The following is a 26140-nucleotide window of genomic DNA, read 5'->3' as shown; positions in this document are numbered from 1 at the left end:
GACGTTAAGCGGGCTGCCGCTTGTGACCCAGGCGGGCATCGCGACGGTCAGTCCCGATCGCCTATTTTCCCGCCCGCGAAGCGGCTCTGGATTCGCCACCGGCGACGATGGCGCTTTCGCGGGACGGCGGATCGACAGGCTGCGGCGCCGCCAATTCCTGGCAATACATCTGGTCGATCTTGCGCTGCATGAGCGCATAGCAATCGCATGCGACCTTCTCGAGCCGCGCCCGATGGATCTCGACGAACCCGCGCCGGTCGGACGGGACGGCGCCGGCATCGCGCAGCTTGCTCATCGTCAGGGTCACTGTCGTCCGCCGCACCCCAAGCAATTGCGCAAGCGCCTCGTGCGTCACCGGAAGCCGGTCATCGGGAACGCGGTCGTGAAGCTGCAGGAGCCACCGCGCCATGCGGCCATCCACCCGGTGCAGCGCGTTGCAGGCGGCCACGTGCTGGAGCTGCAACAACACCGCGCGGGCGTGGACTTGCACGACGTTCCTGATGGCGGCGCTTTGCGCAAAGGCCGCGCGAAACTTGGCGGCGGAAATCAGCGATGCCGTGCCGGCGATGCGGGCAATCGCGGTCACGGATGACAGCGACGGGCCGAGCACGGAGAACGAGGCCAAGGCGCCTTCCCGTCCCATCAAGGTGGTTGCGACCGTTTGCCCGTCCGGCATATCGAGCATGAAGGCGATGGCGCCGCTATGGGGAAAACAAACCGGGTCGAGCTCATCGCCCGACCGCACCAGGATGGCATCGGGTTCGAACGAGACCTTCTGGAAGTAGGGCGTGAGCAAACCGAGATCCGCCGGCGGCAACGCCTCCAATAGTCGATTCCCGATGCCCGTGCGGTGGACAGTCACGGCGCTTTCCGATGAACGAGCACCCAACGAACGACGGTAACCATCTATTTCGCTTGCCATGACCATCCGAAATACGAATTGCCGAAGGGCAACCATCCAAACAGAGCCATTCGTCGAGATCAAGCACGGACAATTGCGGAGACCTTGCCGGCATCCTCGCCGCGCAAACAGGGTCTTCCATACATCATACTATTGACGCCCTTTGCTACTCGGCGAGGTGCCACACGTGGTGATCGACCAGGGATTGTCGCGGCAGCGCGTGAGCCTGCCCCTGGCCCAGCCCTTCTGCGCCGATGCCGAGCTGTACCGGCATCGTCGGTAGCTCGTCGTCGGCTCGTGAAGGGATTTGTCCAGCGCGACGCTTGCGCGCGAAACGGCGCGATTTGATCTTTCGACCTAGATGACGCGTCAGCGCGGGGCGACGTCGGCCCGATCGAGCGACTCCAGCGTCGACGCATTGGCACAATAGCCGTGGTAGTTCTCCGCGGCGGTGCCATCGGCGAGATCGCGGTCGCATTGTCCCTTGTGATCGCAGAGCGAGCAGACGCGCTCCATGTCGCGGAGCAGCAGCGGCTGCGCACGACCGAGCCTGTCTGCGCTGATGCCGAGCTGCTCGAGCATTTTCGGCAGCTCGTCCGCAGCGTGCTTGCCGTGACGGACCAGTTCCTCCAGATCGTCAGGCGCGATCCTGAGATCTTGCGCGATCCGGTCGAAATCGGCGCGATCGAGCTGCCGCATCTCGTTCATCTCGCGGCGATGCTTCAGCCAGGCGGCAAAGGACTCGATGAGGTCCTGAACGATGGGATAAGGCCTGCTTGCGGTGCTCATGGAAAGCTCCATTCGGGCGGCGGAATCGGAGCGAGATTAGGCACAATGGTGCAGGGGCGCGTTGCGCTGGATCAAATTTGGAAGCGTTGGAGTGTGGCGCGTTGGTGGTTGGTTTCGTGTCCTGGACGCGGTGTGGCGCGCAGTGCCGCTCCGCTGAGCCGGGGCACGAGAGCGCCGCGTAGCGGACTGAGTTACGCGAACCGCTCCGTCGCCCACGCATACAGGCTGCCCGGGATCGGCTTTTCGCCGCCGCGGCCCTTGGGCGAGATGTGCAGGCCGATGATCTCGGGGTTGGTGACGAGGCCGAGATAGCTCGAGGGATCGAAGAACAGTTTTGGCTCGGCATGCACGGCGTAGAACGATTGCTTCGGCAGTGCATTCTGCAATTCACCGGTGCGGCGCGCGAGCGCGGTGAGCGCCGCCGGCCCGAAGATCGCGACGCGAATGTCCGAGAGACGGTTCGAGCCCCCGCGCAGGCGACGCATCATGAAGGTGATGCGATGGCGCACCGACAGCCAGTTCGGCGTCAGCTCCTCCTGCTCCATCAACTCCTCGAAGGCGGCAACGATGCCGTGCTCCGCCGGCAGATAGATCACGGAATTGCCGAGCTGGCGCGGCCGCTCCCAGGCGAAGTAGGGTTTTGTCGGGTCGATCTCGACGGGTTTCAGCAGCAGCACGTCGGCATCGAGCCAGAGGCCGAGGTTCTTCGCCATCAGCTTCATGCGGAAGAAGTCGCTGAACTGCAGCGTGGTCCAGTCGCGCCAGCTGCCGTCCGGCTGCGGCGGCCGCAATCGCTCGGAGAACGCGTGCGGCAGGATCGCCTCGGCGTCCGCGTTCCCGATGCCCGCGGGCAGGCCGGGAATGGTGTCGAAACTGTAGACCGTGACCTTGTGGCCGGCAGCTAACTGCGAGCGCAGACAGGTCTGGCGCAGTGCGTCCATCGGGCCGTGCCAGAAGGTGACGATGTCGGGCAGCATGCGCGTCAATTTAGGGGTTAATCAGGGCAGAGAAAAAGCCCCGGCGCTGGTCGCACCGGGGCTCGAACTGGAGCTCGATCTCAGGCCCAGGCGCGTTCGCGCTTGAGCTTTTCCTCGTAGGTGTCGATCGAGGCCTTCTTCTCCATCGTCAGACCGATGTCGTCGAGGCCGTTGATCAGGCAGTGCTTGCGGAACGGGTCGATCTCGAACTTGACCTTGCCGCCGTCGGGGCCGCGGATCTCCTGGTTCGGCAGGTCGATCGTCAGCGTCGCATTGGCGCCGCGCTCGGCATCGTCGAACAGCTTGTCGAGGTCTTCCTGCGAGACGCGGATCGGCAGAATGCCGTTCTTGAAGCAGTTGTTGTAGAAGATGTCGCCGAACGAGGTCGAGATCACGCAACGGATGCCGAAGTCGAGCAGCGCCCAGGGCGCGTGCTCGCGGCTCGAGCCGCAGCCGAAATTGTCGCCGGCGACCAGCACCTTCGAATTGCGATAGGCGGGCTGGTTGAGGACGAAATCCGGATTCTCGCTGCCGTCGTCCTTGTAGCGCTGCTCGGAGAAGAGCCCCTTGCCAAGGCCGGTGCGCTTGATGGTCTTGAGGTACTGCTTCGGAATGATCATGTCGGTGTCGACATTGATGATCTTCAGCGGCGCCGCGACGCCTTCCAGCGTGGTGAACTTGTCCATTTCAGGCTTCCCGGTTTGAAGTCAGGGGAGGGCTATTTAGCCCGGTTGGCACACAAATCCTAGGCCGGATTCGGCAGGCCTAAGGGGCGTAAATCGAGGTTCGTCCTCAGCCTGGCGGAGCCATGCTGTCAGGGGCAAAGCCGGTCGGCAGGCCGTCGATGCTCTTCATGTTCTTCAGACCCCAGTATTTTCGCAAATTGTTGACACCCTGCGCCGTCCAGTAGCGCACGAGGCTGCCGCGTTCTTGTCTGTAGTCGAACAGCGGCACGCCCATACCGCATGACGTCTGCACAAGGTCGACCGAGAGGCGCACGATCTGGCGAGCGCCCGCCATGTCCTCGAACTTCGGAGCGAGATCGGCGTATTCCGGCGTGCCGCGCATGAGCGATCGGCCCTGGCCATAGAGCCGCAGGATCACCGGGTCGCCGTCGAAGGCACAAAACATGATGGTTAGCCGCTTGTCATCAGATGCGATCAGGTGTGCGCGGGTCTCGCTGCCGCTGCCGGTGCAATCGAGGTAGGCGACGTCGCTCTCTCCCAGCACCTGGAATGACGACAGGCCCTTGGGAGACACGTTGATGCGTCCCTTCGGCGGGGCGCTCGCGACGAAGAAGATCTTCTGCCGTTCGATGAAAGCCCTGTGCTCGGGTTCGATCCTTGCGAATTGCCTGCCCATGCCCGTTCGTCCTTTCCGCGGCGACGCCGCAGCGACAAAGAGTTAGCATGCCAATTATACCCGTTTAAGAATGTTCTTTATGCTGGTATAAAAACCACCATGAAGGGACCAGACGCGATCGCTCCGGCTCTCTCGCTCAGCGCGTTCCTGCGCGCGCTCCGGGAGCGCCAGTCTCCAGCAGAATTCGGCCTCGCCGCCGGAGCACGGCGGCGCACGCCCGGCCTCCGGCGCGAGGAGGTCGCTCAGCTCTGCGGATTGAGCGTCACCTGGTACACGTGGATCGAGCAGGGTCGCGATGTCTCCGTCTCGGCTTCGACACTTGCGCGCCTCGCACGCGGATTGCGCCTGTCACGAGCGGAGCGCAGCTATCTGTTCGAAGTTGGGGGCAAGCGCGATCCCGAGCGTCCCGGCCACAGGGATGATCCGCCTGAGGAGGTGCTGGCCTGCGTCGATGCGATCGATGGGCCGGCCTACATTCTCGATCGCACATGGGGCGCGCGTCGTTGGAATGCGAAAGCGTCCCGGTTGTTCGCCGGATGGCTCGATGCTGACGGCGAAAAAAACCTTCTGCGCTACATCTTCCTCAGGCCCGAGGCGCGAACACTGATCCTCGACTGGACCTCGCGCGCGCGGCGCGTCGTCGCAGAATTCCGCGCCGCTGTTACAGCCTATTCCGACGATCCGGACATTCGCCGGCTCGTCGAGGAACTGAGAGTTGGAAGCCCCGACTTCGAACGCTGCTGGGAGACGCAGGGGGTTCTGGCACGCGAAGGCGGCGAGCGTGCGTTCGATCATCCGACCATGGGACTGCTGCACTATCAGCAGGTGTCGCTGTCTCTCGCGGGCTGGTCCGACTATCGGCTGACGATGCTTCTCGCTGCGCCAACCATGCGCAACCGATGACGTCCTAGTCCGCCTGAGCCTCAATCGCGGCCATATCGTCGTCGGAGAGGCCGAAATGGTGGCCGATCTCGTGGATCAGGACGTGGCGGACGATGTGGCCGAGGCTCTCGTCGTGCTCGGCCCAGTAATCCAGGATCGGCCGGCGGTAGAGCCAGACCATGTTGGGCAGACGCGCCACGTCGCCCAGGCTCTGCTGGGGCAGGCCGACGCCCTGGAACAGGCCGAGCAGGTCGAACTCGCTCTCGCATTCCATCTCGTCCATCACTTCCTCGGTCGGGAAGTCGTCGACGCGGAGGATCACGCCCTCACAGAGGCCGCGAAATTCCGCCGGCAGGCGCTCGAAGATGTCATGCGCCGTCGCTTCCATCTCCGCCAGCGAGGGCGCTTTCAATTCCGTCCACATGGGCTTTTCTTAGCGCGGGTTCCGTGGCGATGCATCCGGCTTTATAGGAGGCTACGAAGAGTTGACGCCGCGCGCGAAAACGGGGAGCGTACGGCGCCTCAAGGGGATAGCTCAGGTGGGTGGTGGTGCGATGCGGGCGGGAACAGCAATACTGGTTCTACTTTGCATGGGGTTGTTTTCGCAATTTTGCGTTGGTGCGGAAGCCCAGACGGCTGGCGCCGGTGTCAGGCTGGCCCAGGCGGCCTCGCCAGACGACGTTCCCCCGCCGCGCAGGCGCCCGCCCGCCCGGCTGCGCGTCACGCCCTACTACGCTCCGGACGGCGTCTATCCGCGCTACAATCCGGGTCCCGACGCGGTGCGCGAGTGCAACGCCACCTATGTGCAGGAATATCGGCCGAGCGGCACGGTGATCGTGCCGCATATGAGCTGCTACTGGCGGCGGGGCTGACGCGCCTCAACGGCCGTGTGATGCCCGCATCTTGAGGGCGGAGTTCGTCATGACGAGATGGATTGCATTGGCCGTTGTCGCCGGGCTCGCAGCGGGTTTGCCTCGCGCTTCAACCGCGCAGAGTGTGACGAAGCCGGATGCCTCGGCCGGCACAGCGATTTTCGATGCGAGACGGCACGCAAGACACCATGACGTTGCGCGGCGCTCAGCGCCCCATGATCCGCGCTATTACGCGCGGCCGGTCTACTACCGTCCCTATCCCTACGGCGTGCCCGCACCGTTCGTGTTCGGCTACGGGCCGTGGTGGTGATGCCGTCGCGTTAGCCCGCCGGCGCGAATCCCTTGACCAGCAGCACGGTTGCCTGCGCGCCCGCCTTGCGATCGCGCGAGATGTCTTCGTAGTCCGGCGAATTCGAGAAGGCGAGGAACGCGGCCTCGTCGGGAAACGACATCATGACGAGCTTGTCGAACGGCCACGGGCCCTCGAGCACGCGCGGCTGCTCGTCGGCGGCGAGCAACCGTCCATTGTACTTTCTGAACACGTCGAAGAACCGCGCCTGATAGCGGTCATAGGCCGCGCGGTCCGTCATCTTCAATTGCGCGATCGCGTAGACGGTCATCTCTCGAATTCCTCTTGTGTGCCACGGCGCCTCGGCAGGTTGTTCATTCATGAGGGGTTCACGTCGCTGTCCCTAATTAATCTTGGGAGCGACTGCAATTGAACAGCGATGCGATGCGAGCGACGCCGCGCCGCAATGCTGCCGTTCGGATTCAGGGAGAATTCCATGCTGCGGATCTCGGATGCTCGGACAAGCCCGATACGCTTGCTCGGGCTTGCGGCCGTTGCCACGCTGATGCTGTCGGCCGGGACCGCACAACGTGCCGAAGCGATGACTCCGATCAACCCGACGCCATTGCCGGCGGCGAAGGCCGCAAGCGACGACATGATCACGCAGGTTCGCCATGGCGGCGGTGGTGGCGGACATGGTGGCGGCTTCCATGGCGGTGGCGGTGTTCGTGGTGGTGGTTTCCACGGTGGTGGAGGACATATCGGCGGTTTCCGCGGCGGTGGCTTTCGTGGCGGCCATTTCGGCGGCTTCCGCGCCGCGCCCGCCTTTCACGGTGGCGGCTATCGCTACGGCGGATTTCGCCACTATGGCGGTTATCATCGCTACGGGATCTATCGCCCGCATTACGGCTATCGTCACTTCCACCGGCGCTATTATTACGGCGGCTATTATCCCTACTATCACTATCCGCGCCGCTGCCGGGTGATCTGGACCTATTACGGTCCGCGCCGCGTCTGCCGGTGGCATCGCTGGCACTATCCGTATCGCTATTGGTGATCGCGATCGAAATGAAAAGGGCGCCGCGACGGCGCCCTTTGTTCGTGCGGCCTAGAGCCAATCCTTCAATTTCCATGACGCCGGCTTCCACCGCGTCAGGTTCTCGAGCTTCCACTGCTTGATCATCGCCGGCGGCCAGCGGCTGAGCTTCGAGATCTCCTCGACCTCGGGCTTGGCGACGATGGGCAAGGGTGTTGCGCGCCGCCGGTGCTGGTGCGTCGCCTCGCCGATCAGATCGACATATTCAGGCTTGTTGGCCATGGCTTTCGTCCTCGCGAAACCGTCGCGAGGACGCAGTGTCGGCGATGCCGATTAACGGCCGTTTGCCGCTTTAGCTCAAATTGCAGGGAGCGGCTTACCGCCACTCCCTGACGTCGACGAAGTGACCCGCGATCGCCGCGGCTGCCGCCATCGCCGGCGACACCAGATGCGTGCGGCCCTTGAAGCCCTGGCGGCCCTCGAAGTTGCGGTTCGAGGTCGAGGCGCAGCGCTCTTCCGGCTTCAGCTTGTCCGGGTTCATGGCGAGGCACATCGAGCAACCGGGCTCGCGCCATTCGAAGCCGGCCTTGATGAAGATCTTGTCCAGACCCTCGGCCTCGGCCTGCTCCTTCACGATGCCGGAACCCGGCACGACCATGGCGTTGACATGCGCTGAAACGGTCTTGCCTTCGGCAATCTTCGCCGCCGCGCGCAGATCCTCGATGCGGCCGTTGGTGCAGGAGCCGATGAAGATGCGGTCGACCTTGATGTCGGTGATCTTGGTGCCCGCGGTCAGGCCCATGTACTTCAGCGCGCGGTGCTTGGAGAGACGCTTGGCCTCGTCCGCGATCTGATCAGGATCGGGCACGATGCCGGTCACCGAGATGACGTCCTCGGGCGAGGTGCCCCAGGTCACGATCGGCGGCAGCTTGGCGGCGTCGAGGCGCAGCTCGTGGTCGAAATGCGCGCCGTCGTCGGAGCGCAGCTTCTCCCAATAGCGCATCGCCGCGTCCCAGTCAGCGCCCTTCGGTGCCTTCGGGCGGCCGCGCAGGAAGTCGAACGCCTTCTGGTCGGGCGCAACCAGGCCGGCGCGCGCGCCGCCTTCGATCGACATGTTGCAGACCGTCATGCGGCCTTCCATGCTGAGCGCGCTGATCGCATCGCCGGCGTATTCCAGCACGTAGCCGGTGCCGCCGGCAGTGCCGATCTCGCCGATGATGGCGAGGATGATGTCCTTGCCCGTCACGCCCTCCGGCAGCTTGCCGTCGACGGTGACGCGCATGTTCTTCGCTTTCTTCTGGATCAGCGTCTGCGTCGCCAGCACGTGCTCGACCTCGGAGGTGCCGATGCCGTGTGCGAGCGCGCCGAACGCGCCATGCGTCGAGGTGTGGCTGTCACCGCAGACGATGGTGGTGCCGGGGAGCGTAAAACCCTGCTCGGGCCCGATGACGTGGACGACGCCCTGGCGCTTGTCGAACTCGTCGTAATATTCGATGCCGAATTCCTTGGCGTTCTCGGCCAGCGCCTTGATCTGCTCGATGCTCTCCGGATCCGGGTTCGGCTTGGTGCGGTCGGTGGTCGGCACGTTGTGGTCGACGACGGCGAGCGTCTTTTCCGGCGAGTGCACCTTGCGGCCGGTGGCGCGCAGACCCTCGAATGCCTGCGGCGAGGTCACCTCATGCACCAGATGGCGGTCGATATAGAGCAGGCAGGTGCCGTCGTCGGCTTCGTGCACCAGATGGTCGTTCCAGATCTTGTCGTACAATGTGTTCGGCTTGGACATGAGCTTCAGCTCCAGGAATGTTGTGGTGCGGATATGCGCGGTCACGCGCGGGCAACAAAATCGTCAGCGCAGCTTTTAGGCTGCGCGCGTAAGCTCTGACGTTGCCGAGGTCGCGAAGCGTCCGAAGAACCGGCCAGGCAACCGCGAGCGATCGTCGATGACGATGCGCGTGACGGGGGCGAGGCTGGTCTGATCTGGAAACATTCCAAGAATATATAGCAGGCCGAATTGGAAGCGCGAGTGCTTTGACGCGCACGGCTGACGCAACAAAAAGCGCGGGGTTTTGCCCCGCGCTTTCGAAAACTTGCCTGGTGGGGCGAAGATTACTCGCCGACGGCAGTCGCGCGGTCCTGCTTCTCGACGATGCGGGCCGACTTGCCGCGAAGGTTGCGGAGGTAATAGAGCTTGGCGCGACGCACCTTGCCGCGGCGCACCACCTTGATCGAGTCGATCATCGGGGAGAGCACCGGGAACACGCGCTCGACGCCCTCGCCATAGGAGATCTTGCGGACGGTGAAGCTCTCGTTGAGCCCGCCGCCGGAACGGCCGATGCAGACGCCTTCATAGGCCTGCACGCGGGTACGGTCGCCTTCGACGACCTTGACGTTGACGATCACGGTATCGCCGGGTCCGAACTCCGGGATGTCCTTGCCGGCCGAGAGCTTGTCGAATTGCTCTTGCTCGAGCTGCTTGATCAGGTTCATGGGTAAATCTCCATCGGCGCGCCCAGCCGCAGGGTGGGGGCTGCGCGAAATTCGTTGATCCAGCTATTGCGGATGTGGGCGCTCCTATAAGGCAAGCCGGAGCGTTTGTCACCCGTCTGTCTTGTTTTTGGCGTTTTTTGGCGTCTGGCCCGATTCGGGGCCTTGGCCGGGATTTGGGCCCATAAATCGGGCCGCCGGGCCGCCGTCAGGGCCTCGGATTGCGCCCGCCGCCAGGCTGCAACCTTGGCGTGGTCGCCGGAGGTCAGGGTCTCCGGGATCGGAGCCCCCTCGAACAGCTGCGGGCGGGTGTATTGGGGGTATTCGAGGAGGCCCTCAGAGAAGCTTTCCTCGGTTCCCGAGGCCTCCTTGCCCATCACGCCGGGCAGCAGCCGGACGCAGGCGTCGATCAGGGCCAGCGCGGCGATTTCGCCCCCAGAGAGCACGTAATCGCCGATCGAGACCTCCTCCAGGCCGCGCCCGTCGATCACCCGCTGGTCGATCCCCTCAAACCGCCCGCAGACGATCAGGGGGCCGGGGCCTTGCGCCAGCTCCACGACGCGGGCCTGGGTCAATGGCCGACCGCGGGGGCTCATCAGCAGGCGCGGCCGCACTTTTGAGGGATCTTGGCCGATCTCGACGGCATCGATCGCCGCCGCCAGAACATCGGCCCGCAGCACCATGCCCGGTCCGCCGCCGGCCGGCGTGTCATCGACGCTGCGGTGGCGGTCGGTCGCGGAGGCCCGGATGTCGCGCGCCTCCAGTTCCCAGAGCCCGCCAGCCAGCGCCCGGCCAGCGAGGCTCACGCCGAGCGGTCCCGGAAACATCTCCGGAAACAGCGTCAGCACCGTCGCGCGCCAGGGTGAGGGGTTGGTCATTGTTTCCCGATCTCGTCGTCCCGGGGTGCGCGGAGCGCGAGCCCGGGATCCATAACCACCGCAGCCAGTTTTGCGATGATCGAGGCTAGCAGCTTAGCCAAAAACCACGGCCCGTGGTTATGGGTCCCCGCGTTCGCGGGGACGGCTCGGAGAGAGATCCTCGCCCCCATCCTCACCCTCGACCTCCTGCGGCAGCGCGATCACGACGCGCCCACCTGTGAGATCAACTTCCGGCACCACTGCGTTCGAGAACGGCAGCAGCATCGTCGTGCCCTTGAGAGGTGCGATCTCGATGATGTCGCCGGCGCCGAAATTGTGGATCGCGAGCACGCGGCCGAGCGCGTCGCCGTCGGTGGTGACGGCGGCGAGCCCGATCAGGTCAGTGTGGTAATATTCGTCCTCGTCGGTCGCGGGCAGCTTTTCGCGCGCGACGTAGAGCTCGATGCCGTTGAGGCGCTCGGCCTCATCGCGGGTCGTGACGCCCTTGAACGTCGCGACCAGATGATCCCTGGCCTCGCGCGCCGTTGCTACCTCGAACTGACGCTTGCCGTCCTTGGAGAGAAGCGGACCGTAGCGTTTGATGGCAAAGGGATCTTCGGTGAAGGTCCACAGCTTGACCGCACCGCGCACACCATGCGCGGCGCCGATCCGCGCGACGCAGACCAGCGCCGACATGGTCCGGCCTTACGCCTTCGCGGCGGCTTCGGCCTGCGCCTTGCGCTCCTTGCGCGGCACGGCCTTCTGCGGGTTGTTGCGCGCTTCGCGCTTCTTGACGCCGGCGGCGTCGAGGAAACGCGCCACGCGGTCCGACGGCTGCGCACCCTTGGCGACCCAGGCCTTCACCTTGTCCATGTCGAGCTTGAGGCGGGCCTCGTTGTCCTTCGGCAGCAGCGGGTTGAAATAACCGAGACGCTCGATGAAGCGGCCATCGCGGGGAAAGCGCGAATCGGCGACGACGACGTGATAGACGGGGCGCTTCTTGGTGCCTGCACGAGCGAGGCGGATAACGACGGACATTCAGTTCTCCTTCGAAGTACGGTTTGCAAAGTACGGTTTGTTCGGTTGATTGGTATTCCGCGTTGCGCGGGACGCTTGCGATCCCCCGCGACGAATTCCTCATTTCTTCTTGCCGGGAAAACCGCCGAGCCCCGGAAGGGTCGGCTTGCCGCTGAGGCCCGTAAGCCCCGGCAAATTCGGCAGCCCCGAGCGAAGACCGGGCGGCAGATCCTTCGGCAGGCTGGGCAGACCCTGCCCGCCGCCGCTCTGCATCTTCTCCTGCATTGCCTTCATTTCTTCGGGCGAGGGCATCTTCATGCCGCCGCCGAAGCCCATCGCCTGTGCGATGCCGGCGAGCGGGCCGCGCTTGCCCGAGCCCATGGCCTTCATCACGTCGGCCATGTTCCGGTGCATCTTGAGCAGCTTGTTGACCTGCTCGACGCTCTGGCCGCTTCCTGCGGCGATGCGCTTCTTGCGGCTGGCCTTGAGCAGGTCGGGATGACGGCGTTCGTCGCGCGTCATGGAATCGATCACAGCGACCTGGCGCTTCAGGATCTTGTCGTCGATGCCGGCGGCCGCGATCTGGTTCTTCATCTTGGCGATGCCGGGCATCATGCCCATCAGCCCGCTGATGCCGCCCATGTTCGCCATCTGCAACAGCTGCTCGCGCATGTCGTTGAGGTCGAACTGACCCTTGCGCATGCGCTCGGCGGTGCGCGCGGCCTTCTCGGCGTCGATGTTGGCGGCGGCACGTTCGACCAGCGAGACCACGTCGCCCATGCCGAGGATGCGGCCGGCGATACGATCGGGATGGAAATCTTCCAGCGCGTCGGTCTTTTCGCCGGTGCCGATCAGCTTGATCGGCTTGCCGGTGACGGCGCGCATCGACAGCGCGGCGCCACCGCGGCCGTCGCCGTCGACTCGGGTCAGCACGATGCCGGTGAGCCCGACGCGCTGATCGAAGGCGCGGGCAAGATTCACGGCGTCCTGGCCGGTGAGGCTGTCGGCGACCAGCAGCACTTCATGCGGGTTCGCAGCGGCTTTGATCGCCGCTGCTTCCGCCATCATGTCTTCGTCGAGCGTGGTGCGGCCGGCGGTGTCGAGCAGCACGATGTCGTAGCCGCCGAGCTTGCCGGCCTCCAGCGCGCGCTTCGCGATCTGCGGCGGCTGCTGCCCCGCCACGATCGGCAAGGTCGGAATGTCGAGGTCGCGGCCGAGCACGGCCAGCTGCTCCATCGCCGCCGGGCGGTAGACGTCGAGCGAGGCCATCAGCACCTTGCGCTTGTCGCGCTGGACCAGGCGGCGGGCGAGCTTTGCGGTGGTGGTGGTTTTACCGGAGCCTTGCAGACCGACCATCATGATCGGCACCGGCGGCACGGAATTGACGTCGATGGTCTGGCTTTCGGCGCCGAGCGTGTTGATCAGCTCGTCATGGACGATCTTGACCACCATCTGGCCGGGCGTGACCGACTTGACGACGGTGGCGCCGATCGCCTGCTCGCGGACGCGCTCGGTGAAGCTGCGCACCACCTCCAACGCGACGTCGGCTTCCAGCAGCGCGCGGCGCACCTCGCGCATCGCGGCGTCAACGTCCTTTTCGGTCAGCGCACCGCGCCCCGTCAGACGATCGAGAATGCCACCAAGCCGTTCCGACAGATTGTCGAACAATGCCGTTGTCCCTTGTCCTGCTCGCGCAGGGTTGCCGCGTTCACTACTGTCATGCCCCTGCTTGACCGGGGCATCCAGTATGCCTCGGCATCTCGGTTCAGCCGAGTGGCCTCTGGGATACTGGATCGCCCGATCAAATCGGGCGATGACCACTTCCTAAGCAAGCGATCTTCCAAACACCTTTGCGCCCGAGGGCGCACAGCGCTGTCGGGCGTTGGCCTCTGGCCTCCAGGGCCAGTGGGCGGGTCGAAAAGAAAGCCTTTCCGAGAAAGTGGCGGGGTTAAACGCCGCTCCCGCCCAAAAGTCAAGGAAAGTTAGGGGGCCGGGGTGCCTTTGCCAGGGCAAGGCCCTGAGAATACGGAACTTTTGGCGACCGGTTCCTTTTGCCTGGGCTCCGCCCATATAGAAGATGATGACTTACCTTCGTTACCATCCCTGAAGCCCGCTTGTGCCGATCACCCGCCGCCGCCTTTTTGGATTGATCGCCGGTGGCGCCGCGCTGGTCGGTGTTCCGCCCCTCTGGATGTCCCGCATGAAAACCTATGACGGCCCGGTCTCGGACCATTTTGACGGCCTGACCTTCTTCGATCCCGATGGGGCGCCGCCGAGATCGCTCGGCGAGGTGCTGCGCTGGCAATTAGGTGCCCGGGGGCAGCGCGCGGACTGGCCCGACTGGGTGCCGAACTCGCGCGCCGACACGCCACCCGCCCGAGTCGAGGGCGACAAGGTGCGGCTCTCCTTCGTCGGCCACGCCAGCTGGCTGATCCAGGCCGGCGGCCTCAACATCCTCGTCGATCCCGTCTGGTCCTCGCGGGTCTCGCCTGTCAGCTTTGCCGGACCGAAGCGGCACAACGACCCCGGCGTCGCCTTCGAGAAGCTGCCGAAGATCGACGTCGTGCTGGTTTCGCACGGTCATTACGATCATCTGGACATCGCGACGCTGTCGCGGCTCGCAAAAAACTTTTCGCCGCGCGTGGTGACGCCACTCGGCAACGACGTGACGATGCGCAGCGCCGACTCCTCCATCAAGGCCGAAGCGTTTGACTGGCACGACGGCGTCGAGCTCGGCGGCGGAATCGCCGTGACGCTGGTCCCGACCCGGCACTGGTCGGCGCGCGGCATGTTCGATCGCAACAAGGCGCTTTGGGCGAGTTTCGTACTGGAGACGCCGGCGGGGAAAATCTACGTCGTCTGCGATTCCGGCTATGGCGACGGCGGGCATTTCCGCCGCGTCGCCGAGAAGCACGGGCCGCTGCGTCTGGCGATCCTCCCGATCGGCGCCTACGAACCGCGCTGGTTCATGCGCGACCAGCACATGAATCCGGAAGACGCCGTGAAGGCGCTGGCCGATTGCGGCGCGCAAGCCGCGCTCGGGCATCATCACGGCACGTTCCAGCTGACGGATGAAGCGATCGACGCGCCGGCGAAGGCGCTGGTCGAAGCGCTCGATGCCGCGAAGATTCCGCAGGAGCGGTTTGTGGCGATGAAGCCGGGGCAGGTGGTGGAGATTTAGCTCTCTCCGCACACACCGCTCGTGCCCCGGACGCAGCGCAGCGTCTCTTCGACGATGCGCTGCAGAGCCGGGGCCCATGTCGCCGTATTATGCGGTGTTGCTTTCTGGGTCCTGGCTCTGCGCCGCAGCGTTTCACGCTGCAGCGCGTCCGGGGCACGAGACTTATTTGCCTTCAGGGCGAATGATCGCCCAGCTCACATTCACGGTCACCGACAGCGTTTCCTCGCCCGGCGCGACTGCCGCGGGCGCCGCCATCGGCGCGGTCGCCATTCTTGCCTTGAACAGCGGCACCGGGCCGCCGCCCTCGGATACGCTGAGCGGCGAGCCGAGCGTGACGCCGGTGGCCTTGGCGTAAATCTCGGCCTTGCGGCGGGCGTCAACGACCGCCTGTTCACGGGCATCGTCGAGCAGCTTTGAGGCCTGCGTCACCTCGAAGGAGATGTTGCCGATGTCGTTGGCGCCGGCGCCGACCAGCGTGTCGATGATGCCGGCGACCTTGGTTACGTCGCGGATCTTCACGGTGACGCGGTTAGAGGCGCGGAACCCGACCACGGGCGAGGCGCCGGTGGATTTGTTCTGGCCGTATTGCGGCTGCAAGGACAGGCGCGAGGTCTGATAATCCTTCTCGGCGATGCCGGCGCCCTTCAGCGCCAGCAGCACCTTGCCCATCGCGGCGTTGTTGGCGTCGGAGGCTTCCTTCGCCGACTTGGCATCGTTGGCGACGCCGGCGTCGATCTGCGCGAGATCGGGTGCCGCGGAGATCATGGCTTCGCCGCTCACCGTGATGGCGGATGGAAAATCGTCGGCGAGAGCGGGCGTTGCCAGCAGCGTGGCGGCGACGGCGGCGGCAATAGACGTAAAAAGGACGGTAGGCTTCTTCATCTCGCTCACTTCAATGGTACGAACACGTTGATCACGAGCTTGTCCTCCGCCGTCTTCAGGGGATCGGTGAGGTACTCCTCGACAAAGGTGTCCTTGGCTTCCAGCTTCTTGTCGTCGAGGTGATTGGTGATCGCCTCATAGGTGTTGTCCATGTTGTCGTAGGAGCCGCGATGGACGAATTTCAGCGCCTTGCCTTCCGGCGATTTGCCGATGCTCATGTCCTTGGGCAGGTTCTTCGGGTCCTGCTCGACCGGGATCTCGGCCAGGAAGGTGAAGCCGGTGTCGTCGGTCGAGGTGTAGACGATCATCGAATTGCCGGCGGGCTTGATGCCCTGCTTGTCCAGCAGCGTGTTCAGCGCCTTGAAGGCGTCGATCAGCGTGTCGAAGGCCGAATCCCAATTGGCGGTGCCCTTGACCATCAGGACCTTCTTCGGCTCGAGCGTGGTCTCTAGGCCGAAGGGATCGGCGGCCTGCACCGGGGCGGGCGTCGCGGCCGCAGCGGGCGGTGGGGCCGCCGGAGCGGGTGAGGGCGAAGCGCTGGCCGCAGGCGATGGCGCCGGAGAGGGCGCTCCCGCGGGTGCAGGTGCGGTACTTGCGGCCGGGGCGGGCGAGGCCGACGGAGCCGGCGAAGGGCTGGCCGACGCGGCGGGCGCCGGGCTCGGGGTCTGCGCCAGAGCGCCGGGCACGCCAAACGACATGGTCGCTGCCGGGATCAGCGCGAGCAGTACGAGGCGACAAAAACGATTCATTCTATTCTCCCCAAGGACTTATCCGCCAAGCCTTATGTCCAAGCCTTACGTCCAAGCCTTGCGTCGCCAAGGCCTTACATCGTCAAGGCCTTACGTCCCCAAGGCCTTGAGCCGGCCGCGCGTCCCGGATTGCGCGAACCGCGCCGTTCTAACACGCGAGTGCCGAATTCGTCCCATGACAGATGCGTCATGGCCATGGCGGCAAATCACTGGCCAAGCCACCAAGGATCGCCATATAAGGCAGGCGAAATTCGGGAAATTTCATGAGCGCTCTGGCCAACCACGCATTTGCCAAGATGAACGGCATCGGCAACGAGATCGTCGTTGTCGACATGCGTGATTCCGCCGCGCCAGTGACGCCGGATGACGCCCGCGCGGTCGCGTCCGCGCCGGGCGGCGTGCCCTATGACCAGCTCATGGTGCTCCGGAAGCCGCGGTTCGACGGTACCGAGGCCTTCATCAGCATCTACAACAATGACGGCTCCGAGGCCGGCGCCTGCGGCAACGGCATGCGCTGCGTGGTGCGGCGTATCTTCGAGAAGACCGGGCAGACCACGGCAACGTTCGAGACCGCTGCGGGCCTGCTCAACTGCTGGCAGGGCCCGGCGCCCGATCTCTATACCGTCGATATGGGCGCGCCGAAGTTCGGCTGGCAGGAGATTCCGCTGGCGGAAGAGTTTCGCGACACCCGCTACATCGAATTGCAGATCGGGCCGATCGACAATCCGATCCTGCATTCGCCCTCGGTGGTGAGCATGGGCAATCCGCATGCGATCTTCTGGGTCGAGGACGTCAACGGCTACGATCTCGAGCGTTTTGGTCCGCTGCTGGAAAATCACCCGATCTTCCCCGAGCGCGCCAACATCACGCTCGCCCATATCGTCGATCGCGACCACGTCACGATCCGCACCTGGGAGCGTGGCGCGGGCCTGACCAGAGCTTGCGGTTCGGCGGCGTGCGCGACCGCGGTCGCGGCCGCGCGGCTGAAGCGCACCGAGCGCAATGTCGAGATCACGCTGCCCGGCGGCAAGCTCGAAATCGAATGGCGGGAAAGCGACGACCACGTGCTGATGACGGGCCCCGCGACCTTCGAGTATGAGGGCTCCTTCGATCCGGCGCTGTTCGCGCCGGTCGGCTGATGGCCGTCGACGTCGTCACCTTCGGCTGCCGTCTCAATGCCTTCGAGGCCGAATTGATCCGCCGCGAGGCCGAGGGCGCGGGCCTCTCCGACACCATCGTCATCAACAGCTGCGCCGTCACCAATGAAGCGGTGGCGCAGGCGCGCCAGTCGATACGCAAATCGAAGCGCGAACGGCCGGGTGCGCGCATCGTCGTCACCGGCTGTGCGGCGCAGACGCAGAGCCGGATGTTCGCAGACATGGCCGAGGTCGATCGCGTCCTCGGCAATGACGACAAGATGCGCCGCGAAGCCTGGCGCGATGCACGTGCCGCGTTCGATCTCGGTGCGAGCGAAAAGATCGCCGTCAGCGACATCATGGCGGTGAAGGAGATGGCGCCGCATCTGATCGACGGCTTTGCGAGCGGCCTGCCGCGCGTGTTCGTGCAGGTGCAGAACGGCTGCGACCATCGCTGCACGTTCTGTATCATCCCCTACGGCCGCGGCAATTCACGCTCGGTGCCGATGGGCGCGGTGGTCGATCAGGTGCGCGTGCTTGTTGCGCGCGGCCATGCCGAGATCGTGCTGACCGGTGTGGACCTCACCAGCTATGGCGCCGACCTGCCGGGTGCACCGAGACTCGGCATGCTGACCAAGCAGATCCTGCGGCATGTGCCGGAGCTGAAGCGCCTGCGCATCTCCTCGATCGATTCGATCGAGGCCGATGCCGATCTGCTGGATGCTATCGGCGACGATGCGCGCCTGATGCCGCATCTGCACCTGTCGCTGCAATCCGGCGACGACATGATTTTGAAGCGCATGAAACGGCGTCATTCGCGCGACGACTCGATCGCGTTCTGCGACCAGGTCCGCCGCCTGCGCCCGGACATCGCCTTCGGCGCCGACATCATCGCGGGCTTTCCGACCGAGACCGAGGAGATGTTTTCGCGCTCGCTGGATCTCGTCGAGGAGTGCGGTTTGACGTTCCTGCACGTCTTCCCGTATTCGCCACGCCCCGGCACGCCGGCCGCGCGGATGCCGCAGGTCGCAGGTGGTGCGATCAAGGAGCGCGCGAAGCGGCTGCGTGCGGCGGGCGAAGCGGCATTACGGCGGCGGCTGCAAACCGAGGCCGGCGCCACGCGCGACGTGCTGATCGAGAGCGAGAGCCAGGGCCGCACGGAGCATTATCTGCCGGTGGCGATCGCGGGCGAACGTATTGGTCGTGTGGTGCCGCTGATGATTGCCGGCAGCGATGGCGAGCGGTTGACCGTATAGGCAGTGTCGTCGCCCGGCTTGATCGGGCGACCCAGTACGCCGCGGCTCCTCGGTTCTATCGCTGCCGTCTCTGGAATACTGGATTGCCCGCCTTCGCGGGCAATGACAGCGGAGTGTGTGATGAGCAGCAAACCTACAACGCCCGCACCTGCCAGAATCGCAGCGTCCGCCGCGCGTTCTCCGAGGTCATGCGTGCATAATGCCCCTGCGCCCTCGCGATATCAGCGGGCTTCATCGCGCCGGTGGCAAAGCGGCTCTCGAGCACGGCCGCTGTGGTTTCCCAGCTGAGCTGCGCCGCCTTGCACGGCACCAGCAGGCCGTCCTCGCGCAGGCTCTGCATCAGCGGACGAATCACCTCGATGGTCGATCCCGACAGGGCCGCCAACGCGGCCACGGCTTCCTCATAGCGCCGCTGCGTAGCGAAGCCGAGCAGCGTCGCCTCGGTCAGCTGGCCCGTCGCCTTGAGATTTGCGATGGCCCGCTTGGCGCCTTCGAAATCGCGCACGGCTGACATCTCGCGTTCGACACCGACGGTCACGGCGGCGATCGCGCCCTGGATCTCCTCGAACAGATGCGGCGGTGCGCGCGACAGCAACCGGGTGCGCACAGCATCCGTCGCAGAACGCAGCAACCGGCGGCGCAAGTCGGACGGCAGGTCGACGCGGACGCCGACGCTCACGGCGAGCTCGGGATCGGCCTCGGCCTGCCCGACGATGACGGCAAATCCGTTTCCGGAAACGCGCGCGCCGGGATTGGCGGCAAGCCGTCGGCTGACGCTGGGATAGCGCCGCGCCAGCAGCGCATCGGTGACGATCTCCTTGAGCCACCAGCGCCCGGCGACCGCGAGCAGATGCGGCTCGCCCTTGCTGGAGGCGATCTTCACCAGTTCGCCATCGTCGAGGCGCGCGGATTCCTGGAGCACGGGGCCGGCGATGCGAATCTCGTCATTATTGGCGAGGCGGCGGATCACGGAGGGCGGCGCCTGCGCGATCGGCGCAAGCTGCGCGCTGATCTCGGCCAGCGCTACGCGTGCGCCCATGTCGGCGATGGCGCGCAGCTCGATGGTGCCGATCAGGCGCTCGAGCACGTCGTCGAACAGTGCGATCTGCGCGTTGTCAAAACTTCCGGCGGAGGAGAGGAAGAGGTCGGTGACGCGGCGGGCCGTTTCCAGGCCCTTTTCCGCCGAGCCGAGCCGAATCGCTGATTCGACTTCATCGATGATCGAAAACTCGGCTGTGGACATGACGCGTTGCTCGTCCTGAGCGAATGACGGAAGCTTGTTCTAAGCAATCGCAATCATTAGAGACGAGCACTGAACGTTTCGTAAACCACGGGGCGGGGAGAGGGTGCTTCCTCAAGCGAGAACCCCCAAGAGGAGAAAGCCCTCACCCCGCGCCGACCTTGCAGCACCTATTCCCCGTTCCACCCGCAGGCGCGGAGCTTCTCGTGCATGTGAGGCGGGGCCGGCGCGACCACGCGGATCGGCTCCTTGTTCCGGGAGATCGGCACCACGATCTCGCGGGAATGCAGGTGCAGCCGCGGCTCGCCGAAGCGCGGGCCGTTGCCGTAAATGTTATCGCCGAAAATCGGCCAGCCGGTCGCGGCCGAATGCACCCGCAATTGATGGGTTCGGCCGGTCACCGGTTCCATGGCGAGCCAAGTCAGCCCGTCGCCCCGGCCCATCACCTTCCAGTTCGTGATCGCCTTCTGGCCCTCGGGATCGGGTTTCTGCCACCAACCCCGCTCGGCATTGAGCCGGCCGAGCGGCATGTCGACGGTGCCTTCGTCTTCGGCAGGGCCGCCCTCGACTACGGTCCAGTAGGTCTTGCCGATCTTGCCGTGCTTGAACAACAGGCCGAGCGAGGCCGTCGCCTTGCGATGGCGGCCGAGCACGAGGCAACCGGAGGTGTCCTTGTCCAGCCGGTGGGCCAGCACCGGCGGCCGCGGCAGGCCGAAACGAAGTGCATCGAACGACGTTTCCAGATTGGCCCCGCCCTTGGGGCCGCGGTGCACCGGCAGGCCGGCGGGCTTGTCGATGACCAGCATCAGCCCGTCGCGATGGAGCACGCGCGCCAGGATCTCGTCGGCGGTCAATTCGGGAACATCGAGCAATTGCAAGACTTTCGGTCAACGCTTTCGTTTGGGAGCCGGAACGGCTAACACACCAGTGCGGTGGATTTGGCATTCGCTCAGCGCCAGCGGCGAAACGCGAAGCGAATGCCAAATCCAGGGCCGCACTGGCAACAATATTTTCTCGTGCCGCTCTTCGATTTGAAGTTCCTAACCGGACTTGCGACAAGAGAGTAGGAACTTCAAATCGGCGGCACGAGCACCATGAACGATACCACGTCAGATCCCCCCAAGCTGAGCTGGTGGCGCCGCCTGTCCAACGGGCTGAAGCGCACCTCGTCCTCGCTCGGGACCGCGGTCGCCGACCTCGTCACCAAGCGCAAGCTCGACCGCGCCATGCTCGACGACATCGAGGACGTGCTGCTGCGCGCCGACCTCGGCACCTCGGTCGCGGCGCGGATCGCGGACGCCGTCGGCACGGGGCGTTATGACAAGGCGATCTCGGCGGACGAGGTCAAGGACGTCGTTGCCACCGAGGTCGAGAAGGTGCTGGCGTCGGTGGCGAAACCGCTCGAGATCGATACGGCCAAGAAGCCGTTCGTCATCCTCGTGGTCGGCGTCAACGGTTCCGGCAAGACCACGACCATCGGAAAACTCTCGCAAAAATTCGCATCCGAAGGCCGCAAGGTGATGCTGGCCGCCGGCGACACGTTTCGCGCTGCCGCCATCGAGCAGCTCAAGGTGTGGGGCGAGCGCACCAGGACGCCGGTCATCGCGGGCGCGCAGGGCTCGGATTCGGCAAGCCTCGCCTTCAACGCGCTGACGGCGGCAAAGGAGCAGAACATCGACGTGCTCCTGATCGACACCGCCGGCCGTCTCCAGAACAAGGCCGAGCTGATGAACGAGCTCGAAAAGGTCGTGCGCGTGATCCGCAAGGTGGATGACACTGCGCCGCATGCCGTGCTGCTTGTGCTGGATGCAACGGTGGGCCAGAACGCGCTGTCGCAGGTCGAGGCCTTCCATCGCACGGCGGGGGTCACCGGCCTCGTGATGACGAAGCTCGACGGCACCGCGCGCGGCGGCATTCTGGTGGCGCTCGCGGAGAAATTCAAACTGCCGGTGCATTTCATCGGCGTCGGCGAAGGCGTCGACGATCTCGCGCCGTTCACCGCGCGCGATTTCGCCCGTGCGATCGCCGGAATCGAAAGCTGAGAATGGACAAGACCCAGCCGCATCCGCTGTTCAAGCTCGCGACCGAGCTCGGTCCGCTGCTCGTGTTCTTCTTCGTGAATGCGAAGTTCAATCTGTTCGCCGCGACCGGGGCCTTCATGGTCGCGATCGTGGCGGCGATGATCGCGTCCTATGTGGTGACGCGCCACATCCCGATCATGGCGATCGTGACCGGCGTGATCGTGCTGGTGTTCGGCACGCTGACGCTGGTGCTGCACGACGAGACCTTCATCAAGGTCAAGCCGACCATCATCTACGGCCTGTTCGCGGCGATCCTCGGCGGCGGGCTGTTGTTCGGCCGCTCCTTCATCGCCGTGATGTTCGACCAGATGTTCAACCTGACCCCGCAGGGCTGGCGCATCCTCACGCTGCGCTGGGCGCTGTTCTTCGCCGGGATGGCCATCCTGAACGAGGTTGTCTGGCGCACCCAGAGCACGGATTTCTGGGTGAACTTCAAGGTGTTCGGCGTCACCCCGATCACCATGATCTTCGCCATCGCCCAGATGCCGCTGACCAAGCGCTACGGGATCGAGCCGGCGTCGCTGGAGGCGAGCGAGGCCGAGGCGGGGGATGTACGGAAGGGCTGAACTCTCTCAACTCGTCATTGCGACTGAGGCCTAGTCGCACACTCAACTGTCATCGCCCGGCTTGACCGGGCGATCCAGTACTCCGAGACAGTTGTGATTCAGCCGAGAAGCCGCGGCGTACTGGATGCCCCGCCCCCCGGGCGCAATTGCGCACTAGGCGGGGCATGACAGCGGTGTGTGGGGCGGCGCCTTCGTTCGCACGAGAGCTGAGCTAGCTCCCCGCCTTCAACGCCTTCTCCATCTGCGGGAGCAGCACCGTGCGCAAATTGTCCGGCGTGATCGGTCCGACCAGCTTGTAGACGATGGTGCCTTCACGCCCGACGACGAACGTCTCCGGCACGCCATAGACACCCCATTCGATCGAGGCGCGGCCGTTGGCATCCACGCCGACGTGGCCGAACGGGTTGCCGTAGCGGCCGAGGAAACGGCGCGCGTTGTCGGCCGCGTCCTTGTAGTTGATGCCGACGAGCTGGAAGCGCTTGTCCTTGGCGAGCTCGGTCAGGAGCGGCGCCTCGTCATGGCAGGGCACGCACCAGGAGGCCCAGACATTGACGAGGCTGACCTTGCCCTTGAACGCGGCGGGATCGAGGCCCGGCACCTGGGAATTGTCGGCCTGCAATCCCTCGAGCGGCGGCAGCGTGGTCTGCGGCGCCGGCCGCCCGATCAGCGCGGAGGGAATCCTCGAGGGATCGCCGCTGCCGAGCCTGAACCAGAACAGCAGCGCCAGGGCGATGAAGGCGATCAGCGGCAGCACCATCAGGAAGGTGCGGCGCTGCGGCGGAGCGGACGTCGGTTGATCGCTCATGATGGATCGCTCATGGCGTGTCCGTTGCGCTGCGTCCGGAGCGGCGCGTGACGCCGCTGCGGTCGAGCTCGCGCAGGCGCTCGGTCTGGCTGCGATAGTCGAGCACGATCCAGCCGATCAGGATCACGACGACGAGCGCGGCCGCGGCATAGGACGTCACGATGAAGGACGCGTAGGGACCAAGTGACATCGTCATGCGGCCTTCTGGCTCGCCTGCATCATCTGCAAGGAGCGGACGCGACGGCGCAAAATCTCGTTACGCATCGCCGCCAGGTGCAACGTGACGAACAGCAGCGTGAACGCGATGGCCATCAGCAGCAGCGGAATCAGGAACGACTTGTCGAGCGTCGAGCCGCCCATGCGCATCACCGACGCCGGCTGGTGCAGCGTGTTCCACCAGTCGACGGAGAACTTGATGATCGGCAGGTTGATCGCGCCGACCAGCGTCAGCACCGCGGCGGCGCGCGCCGCGCGCGAGGGATCCTCGACCGCGCGCCACAGCGCCATCAGGCCGAGATACATCAGGAAGAGGATCAGCACCGAGGTCAGCCGCGCGTCCCATTCCCAATAGGTGCCCCACATCGGCCGGCCCCACAGCGATCCCGTGAGCAGCGCGAGGAAGGTGAAGGCGGCGCCGATCGGCGCGGCGGCTTTGGCGGCGACGTCGGCGAGCGGATGCCGCCACACCAGCGTGCCCAATGAGGCGATGCTCATCACGCCCCAGACGAACATCGACAGCCAGGCGTTGGGCACGTGGATGAACATGATCTTCACCGTCGCGCCCTGCTGGTAGTCGTCGGGCGCGAGGACGGACTGGTAGAGGCCGATGGTGAGCAGGATGACGGTCGCGGCTACAAGCCACGGCAGCACTCGCGCCGTCAGCGCGAGGAACCGTGTCGGATTGGCGAGATCGATCAGCGTCATGGTATTCTGATAATCACAGGTCAGCACTCACGCAATCAGCATAAAAGCGCGCAGCGAAAGTTGATCGGGGTCAAGGGCAATCCGGCCCATTTCAGTCGAGACCATGGCGCAGGCTCGCCGCCGCCGCGAAAGGGCCGATGACGAGGCTGACCAGCGACAACGCGCACAGGATCGAGAACGGCGCGCCGAACGTCAGGGGACCGACGATCGCGGCCTGCGAGGCCGCGACGCCGAAAATCAGCACCGGGATCGACAGTGGCAGCACCAGCACGGCCATCAGCAGTCCGCCCCGGTGCAGCGTCACCGCGAGTGCCGCGCCGATCATGCCGGTGAAGGTCAGCGCCGGCGTACCGGCCAGGAGCGTCAGCGCCACCGCCCCGGTCGCGACCATGTCGAGGTTGAGCAGCAGGCCGAGCACCGGGGTTGCGACAATCAGTGGCAGGCCGGCGGCCAGCCAATGCGCCAGCGCCTTGGCGGCGCAGGCGAGTTCCAGCGGCGTCCGGCTCATCGTGATCAGGTCGAGCGAGCCGTCCTCGTGGTCGGCCATGAACAGCCGGTCCAGGGTGAGCAGGCTCGCCAGCAGCGCGCCGAGCCACAGGATCGCCGGCCCCAGCCGCGACAGCAGCGCCAGATCCGGCCCCACCGCGAACGGCATCAGGACGACGACGGTCAGGAAGAACAGCACGCCGATCAGCGCCCCGCCGCCGACGCGGAGCGCGATCCGGATATCCCGGCGGATGAGGGCGGACAGGGCGGTCATGGGGTGGCTCCGACGGCGAGGCGGCCATGAGAGCCTGGCTCGGGCACCAGGCAAACTGGGCTCCCTCCCCCTTGCGGGGGACGGCGGGGGAGAGGGGTAGCCCCGGGAGAGATGGCAGTCGGGTCCCGATCGCCGGCAACAGAGCGCCTGTTTCCCAAGCGCTCAAACCGAGAGAGCAGGCCGTGTGGTACCCCTCTCCCTGACCCTCCCCGCAAGGGGGAGGGAACGGAGAGGACGGCGCCTGGCCGCTCGGAAAACTGAGGGTGCCTCCACTTCACGCCGCACCCCCGATCCGTAACTCCCGCGAATCGATCCCCAGCGGCGCATGGGTGGCCGCGATGATCAGGCCGCCGCGGGCCAGATGCTCCCGCATCAGGCCCTCGAACATGCCCTGGCCGGCCACGTCCAGCGCCGTGGTCGGCTCGTCCAGCAGCCAGACCGGGCGGCGCACCGTCAGCAGCCGGGCCAGCGACAGTCGGCGGCGCTGGCCGGCGGACAGGAAGGCCGCGGGCAGGTGAGTGGCGTGATCGAGCCCGACGATGGCGAGGCTCTTGGCCGCATCACTGCGCTCGCCGCCCAGAAAATCAGCCCAGAATGACAGATTTTCCGCCACGCTCAGCGCCGGCTTCAGGGCGTCGCGATGGCCGAGATAGTGGCACTGCTCCGGCAGAGTCAGCTCGGCATCGCCCCCGGCGAGCGCGATTGTCCCGCCGGCCGGAATCAGCAGGCCCGCGATCAGCCGCAGCAGCGAGGTCTTGCCCGAGCCGTTGCGGCCGACGACCGCCACGGCCTCGCCGGCGACAGCATCGAAATCGAGTCCGGAAAACACCTCGCGCCCGCCGCGCACGCAGACGACCCCGCGTCCGGACAGCTGCATCTTGCCTTGGTCCAATCCGCTCAAAGCCTGGCCTCAGGAAATCTTGGGGTAGCGCATGGGAATTTTTGGCTCGCGGATTGCTGCGGCACGATTGTGGCTGTGGCGGCGCGGTTAGAAAGCTTCTATAAGCCCGGAACTACTTGATGCAGCAACTCAACCTGCCCCTGCAAGCGACCCAGCCGGACTCGCTGACGGTGTTAAAATACCCCTTGCCGGG

The 26140-nt window shown here is 65.3% G+C and carries 32 protein-coding genes; 9 read left to right on the top strand and 23 right to left on the bottom strand.

The window, feature by feature from the left end:
- Positions 1–61 precede the first annotated feature (61 nt).
- The 5 genes from BJ6T_RS02245 to BJ6T_RS02225 form a co-directional block, all read right to left on the bottom strand.
- Complete coding sequence (locus BJ6T_RS02245) at positions 62–862, bottom strand: Crp/Fnr family transcriptional regulator (protein WP_014490665.1); 801 nt, start codon at positions 860–862, stop codon at positions 62–64.
- A gap of 408 nt (positions 863–1270) precedes the next feature.
- Positions 1271–1690, bottom strand: coding sequence for a DUF6455 family protein (locus BJ6T_RS02240; protein WP_014490664.1), 420 nt, complete (start codon positions 1688–1690; stop codon positions 1271–1273).
- 191 nt (positions 1691–1881) lie between these two features.
- Complete coding sequence (locus tag BJ6T_RS02235; RefSeq protein WP_014490663.1) at positions 1882–2667, bottom strand: glycosyltransferase family 32 protein; 786 nt, start codon at positions 2665–2667, stop codon at positions 1882–1884.
- 80 nt (positions 2668–2747) lie between these two features.
- A complete protein-coding gene (leuD, locus tag BJ6T_RS02230) occupies positions 2748–3353 on the bottom strand; it encodes a 3-isopropylmalate dehydratase small subunit (protein WP_014490662.1) in 606 nt (201 codons plus the stop codon).
- A gap of 106 nt (positions 3354–3459) precedes the next feature.
- Entirely contained in the window at positions 3460–4029 is a 570-nt protein-coding gene (locus BJ6T_RS02225; RefSeq protein ID WP_014490661.1) for a pyridoxamine 5'-phosphate oxidase family protein, read from the bottom strand.
- A 99-nt stretch (positions 4030–4128) separates the two neighbouring features.
- On the opposite strand from BJ6T_RS02225, the gene BJ6T_RS02220 reads away from it, so the two are divergent.
- Positions 4129–4932 (top strand): helix-turn-helix transcriptional regulator, encoded by an 804-nt coding sequence (locus tag BJ6T_RS02220; RefSeq protein WP_014490660.1) that lies wholly within the window; start codon positions 4129–4131, stop codon positions 4930–4932.
- Between the two features lie 4 nt (positions 4933–4936).
- Here the strand turns inward: BJ6T_RS02220 and BJ6T_RS02215 are convergent, their stop codons facing one another.
- Positions 4937–5335 (bottom strand): metallopeptidase family protein, encoded by a 399-nt coding sequence (locus BJ6T_RS02215; RefSeq protein WP_014490659.1) that lies wholly within the window; start codon positions 5333–5335, stop codon positions 4937–4939.
- A gap of 166 nt (positions 5336–5501) precedes the next feature.
- Between BJ6T_RS02215 and BJ6T_RS02210 the strand changes: the two genes are divergently transcribed.
- Positions 5502–5783: a hypothetical protein gene (locus BJ6T_RS02210; RefSeq protein WP_014490658.1), complete on the top strand. Its 282-nt coding sequence runs from the start codon at positions 5502–5504 to the stop codon at positions 5781–5783.
- Between the two features lie 49 nt (positions 5784–5832).
- On the top strand, positions 5833–6093 hold the full coding sequence (locus tag BJ6T_RS02205) for a hypothetical protein (RefSeq protein ID WP_028169679.1): 261 nt from the start codon (positions 5833–5835) through the stop codon (positions 6091–6093).
- 10 nt (positions 6094–6103) lie between these two features.
- Here BJ6T_RS02205 and BJ6T_RS02200 read toward each other — a convergent pair whose 3' ends face one another.
- Complete coding sequence (locus BJ6T_RS02200; protein ID WP_014490656.1) at positions 6104–6403, bottom strand: DUF1330 domain-containing protein; 300 nt, start codon at positions 6401–6403, stop codon at positions 6104–6106.
- Between the two features lie 165 nt (positions 6404–6568).
- Here BJ6T_RS02200 and BJ6T_RS02195 point away from each other — a divergent pair, with 165 nt between their 5' ends.
- The gene (locus tag BJ6T_RS02195) at positions 6569–7129 is read left to right on the top strand and encodes a hypothetical protein (RefSeq protein ID WP_014490655.1); all 561 of its coding nucleotides are present in this window, start codon (positions 6569–6571) and stop codon (positions 7127–7129) included.
- Positions 7130–7180: 51 nt separating this feature from the next.
- On the opposite strand, the gene BJ6T_RS02190 is transcribed toward BJ6T_RS02195, so the two are convergent.
- The 7 genes from BJ6T_RS02190 to ffh all read right to left on the bottom strand — a co-directional run bounded on the left by BJ6T_RS02190 (position 7181) and on the right by ffh (position 13134).
- Positions 7181–7390 carry a hypothetical protein gene (locus BJ6T_RS02190; protein ID WP_014490654.1) on the bottom strand — a complete coding sequence of 70 codons (210 nt, stop codon included), beginning with the start codon at positions 7388–7390 and terminating at the stop codon, positions 7181–7183.
- Positions 7391–7484: 94 nt separating this feature from the next.
- Complete coding sequence (gene leuC / locus BJ6T_RS02185; protein ID WP_028169678.1) at positions 7485–8891, bottom strand: 3-isopropylmalate dehydratase large subunit; 1407 nt, start codon at positions 8889–8891, stop codon at positions 7485–7487.
- Between the two features lie 323 nt (positions 8892–9214).
- Positions 9215–9595: a 50S ribosomal protein L19 gene (gene rplS, locus BJ6T_RS02180; RefSeq protein ID WP_014490652.1), complete on the bottom strand. Its 381-nt coding sequence runs from the start codon at positions 9593–9595 to the stop codon at positions 9215–9217.
- Positions 9592–10470: a tRNA (guanosine(37)-N1)-methyltransferase TrmD gene (gene trmD / locus BJ6T_RS02175; protein WP_014490651.1), complete on the bottom strand. Its 879-nt coding sequence runs from the start codon at positions 10468–10470 to the stop codon at positions 9592–9594. The genes rplS and trmD overlap by 4 nt, the downstream gene beginning before the upstream one ends.
- A gap of 117 nt (positions 10471–10587) precedes the next feature.
- Positions 10588–11145 carry a ribosome maturation factor RimM gene (gene rimM, locus BJ6T_RS02170; RefSeq protein ID WP_014490650.1) on the bottom strand — a complete coding sequence of 186 codons (558 nt, stop codon included), beginning with the start codon at positions 11143–11145 and terminating at the stop codon, positions 10588–10590.
- A gap of 9 nt (positions 11146–11154) precedes the next feature.
- Positions 11155–11487, bottom strand: a complete 333-nt coding sequence (gene rpsP / locus BJ6T_RS02165) for a 30S ribosomal protein S16 (protein ID WP_014490649.1) — start codon at positions 11485–11487, stop codon at positions 11155–11157.
- Between the two features lie 99 nt (positions 11488–11586).
- Positions 11587–13134 carry a signal recognition particle protein gene (ffh, locus tag BJ6T_RS02160; RefSeq protein WP_014490648.1) on the bottom strand — a complete coding sequence of 516 codons (1548 nt, stop codon included), beginning with the start codon at positions 13132–13134 and terminating at the stop codon, positions 11587–11589.
- A 448-nt stretch (positions 13135–13582) separates the two neighbouring features.
- Between ffh and BJ6T_RS02155 the strand changes: the two genes are divergently transcribed.
- Positions 13583–14647: an MBL fold metallo-hydrolase gene (locus BJ6T_RS02155; RefSeq protein ID WP_028169676.1), complete on the top strand. Its 1065-nt coding sequence runs from the start codon at positions 13583–13585 to the stop codon at positions 14645–14647.
- Positions 14648–14809: 162 nt separating this feature from the next.
- On the opposite strand, the gene BJ6T_RS02150 is transcribed toward BJ6T_RS02155, so the two are convergent.
- Positions 14810–15529 (bottom strand): SIMPL domain-containing protein, encoded by a 720-nt coding sequence (locus BJ6T_RS02150; RefSeq protein ID WP_014490646.1) that lies wholly within the window; start codon positions 15527–15529, stop codon positions 14810–14812.
- 5 nt (positions 15530–15534) lie between these two features.
- A complete protein-coding gene (locus tag BJ6T_RS43030) occupies positions 15535–16278 on the bottom strand; it encodes a GyrI-like domain-containing protein (RefSeq protein WP_028169675.1) in 744 nt (247 codons plus the stop codon).
- Positions 16279–16541: 263 nt separating this feature from the next.
- Here BJ6T_RS43030 and dapF point away from each other — a divergent pair, with 263 nt between their 5' ends.
- Both dapF and mtaB read left to right on the top strand, forming a co-directional pair.
- Positions 16542–17417 carry a diaminopimelate epimerase gene (gene dapF, locus BJ6T_RS02140; RefSeq protein WP_014490644.1) on the top strand — a complete coding sequence of 292 codons (876 nt, stop codon included), beginning with the start codon at positions 16542–16544 and terminating at the stop codon, positions 17415–17417.
- Positions 17417–18670: a tRNA (N(6)-L-threonylcarbamoyladenosine(37)-C(2))-methylthiotransferase MtaB gene (mtaB, locus tag BJ6T_RS02135; protein ID WP_014490643.1), complete on the top strand. Its 1254-nt coding sequence runs from the start codon at positions 17417–17419 to the stop codon at positions 18668–18670. The genes dapF and mtaB overlap by 1 nt, the downstream gene beginning before the upstream one ends.
- 133 nt (positions 18671–18803) lie before the next feature.
- On the opposite strand, the gene BJ6T_RS02130 is transcribed toward mtaB, so the two are convergent.
- A complete protein-coding gene (locus BJ6T_RS02130) occupies positions 18804–19913 on the bottom strand; it encodes a DUF2336 domain-containing protein (protein ID WP_014490642.1) in 1110 nt (369 codons plus the stop codon).
- A 167-nt stretch (positions 19914–20080) separates the two neighbouring features.
- Positions 20081–20782 carry an RluA family pseudouridine synthase gene (locus BJ6T_RS02125; protein WP_014490641.1) on the bottom strand — a complete coding sequence of 234 codons (702 nt, stop codon included), beginning with the start codon at positions 20780–20782 and terminating at the stop codon, positions 20081–20083.
- A gap of 222 nt (positions 20783–21004) precedes the next feature.
- On the opposite strand from BJ6T_RS02125, the gene ftsY reads away from it, so the two are divergent.
- Positions 21005–21952 carry a signal recognition particle-docking protein FtsY gene (gene ftsY, locus BJ6T_RS02120; RefSeq protein WP_014490640.1) on the top strand — a complete coding sequence of 316 codons (948 nt, stop codon included), beginning with the start codon at positions 21005–21007 and terminating at the stop codon, positions 21950–21952.
- A gap of 2 nt (positions 21953–21954) precedes the next feature.
- A complete protein-coding gene (locus BJ6T_RS02115) occupies positions 21955–22557 on the top strand; it encodes a septation protein A (RefSeq protein ID WP_014490639.1) in 603 nt (200 codons plus the stop codon).
- Between the two features lie 211 nt (positions 22558–22768).
- Here the strand turns inward: BJ6T_RS02115 and BJ6T_RS02110 are convergent, their stop codons facing one another.
- The 5 genes from BJ6T_RS02110 to ccmA all read right to left on the bottom strand — a co-directional run bounded on the left by BJ6T_RS02110 (position 22769) and on the right by ccmA (position 25923).
- Positions 22769–23362, bottom strand: a complete 594-nt coding sequence (locus tag BJ6T_RS02110) for a DsbE family thiol:disulfide interchange protein (RefSeq protein ID WP_014490638.1) — start codon at positions 23360–23362, stop codon at positions 22769–22771.
- Between the two features lie 10 nt (positions 23363–23372).
- Positions 23373–23558 (bottom strand): heme exporter protein CcmD, encoded by a 186-nt coding sequence (ccmD, locus tag BJ6T_RS02105; protein ID WP_014490637.1) that lies wholly within the window; start codon positions 23556–23558, stop codon positions 23373–23375.
- Complete coding sequence (locus BJ6T_RS02100; protein ID WP_028169674.1) at positions 23555–24286, bottom strand: heme ABC transporter permease; 732 nt, start codon at positions 24284–24286, stop codon at positions 23555–23557. The genes ccmD and BJ6T_RS02100 overlap by 4 nt, the downstream gene beginning before the upstream one ends.
- A 91-nt stretch (positions 24287–24377) precedes the next feature.
- Entirely contained in the window at positions 24378–25046 is a 669-nt protein-coding gene (gene ccmB / locus BJ6T_RS02095) for a heme exporter protein CcmB (RefSeq protein WP_014490635.1), read from the bottom strand.
- Positions 25047–25320: 274 nt separating this feature from the next.
- A complete protein-coding gene (gene ccmA / locus BJ6T_RS02090) occupies positions 25321–25923 on the bottom strand; it encodes a heme ABC exporter ATP-binding protein CcmA (protein ID WP_014490634.1) in 603 nt (200 codons plus the stop codon).
- Positions 25924–26140: the final 217 nt, after the last annotated feature.

Origin of the sequence: Bradyrhizobium japonicum USDA 6, assembly GCF_000284375.1 — a bacterium.
GTDB classification, from domain to species: domain Bacteria; phylum Pseudomonadota; class Alphaproteobacteria; order Rhizobiales; family Xanthobacteraceae; genus Bradyrhizobium; species Bradyrhizobium japonicum.
Note: the sequence above shows the minus strand (reverse complement) of the source record. Positions and strands in the feature narration are given on the sequence as shown.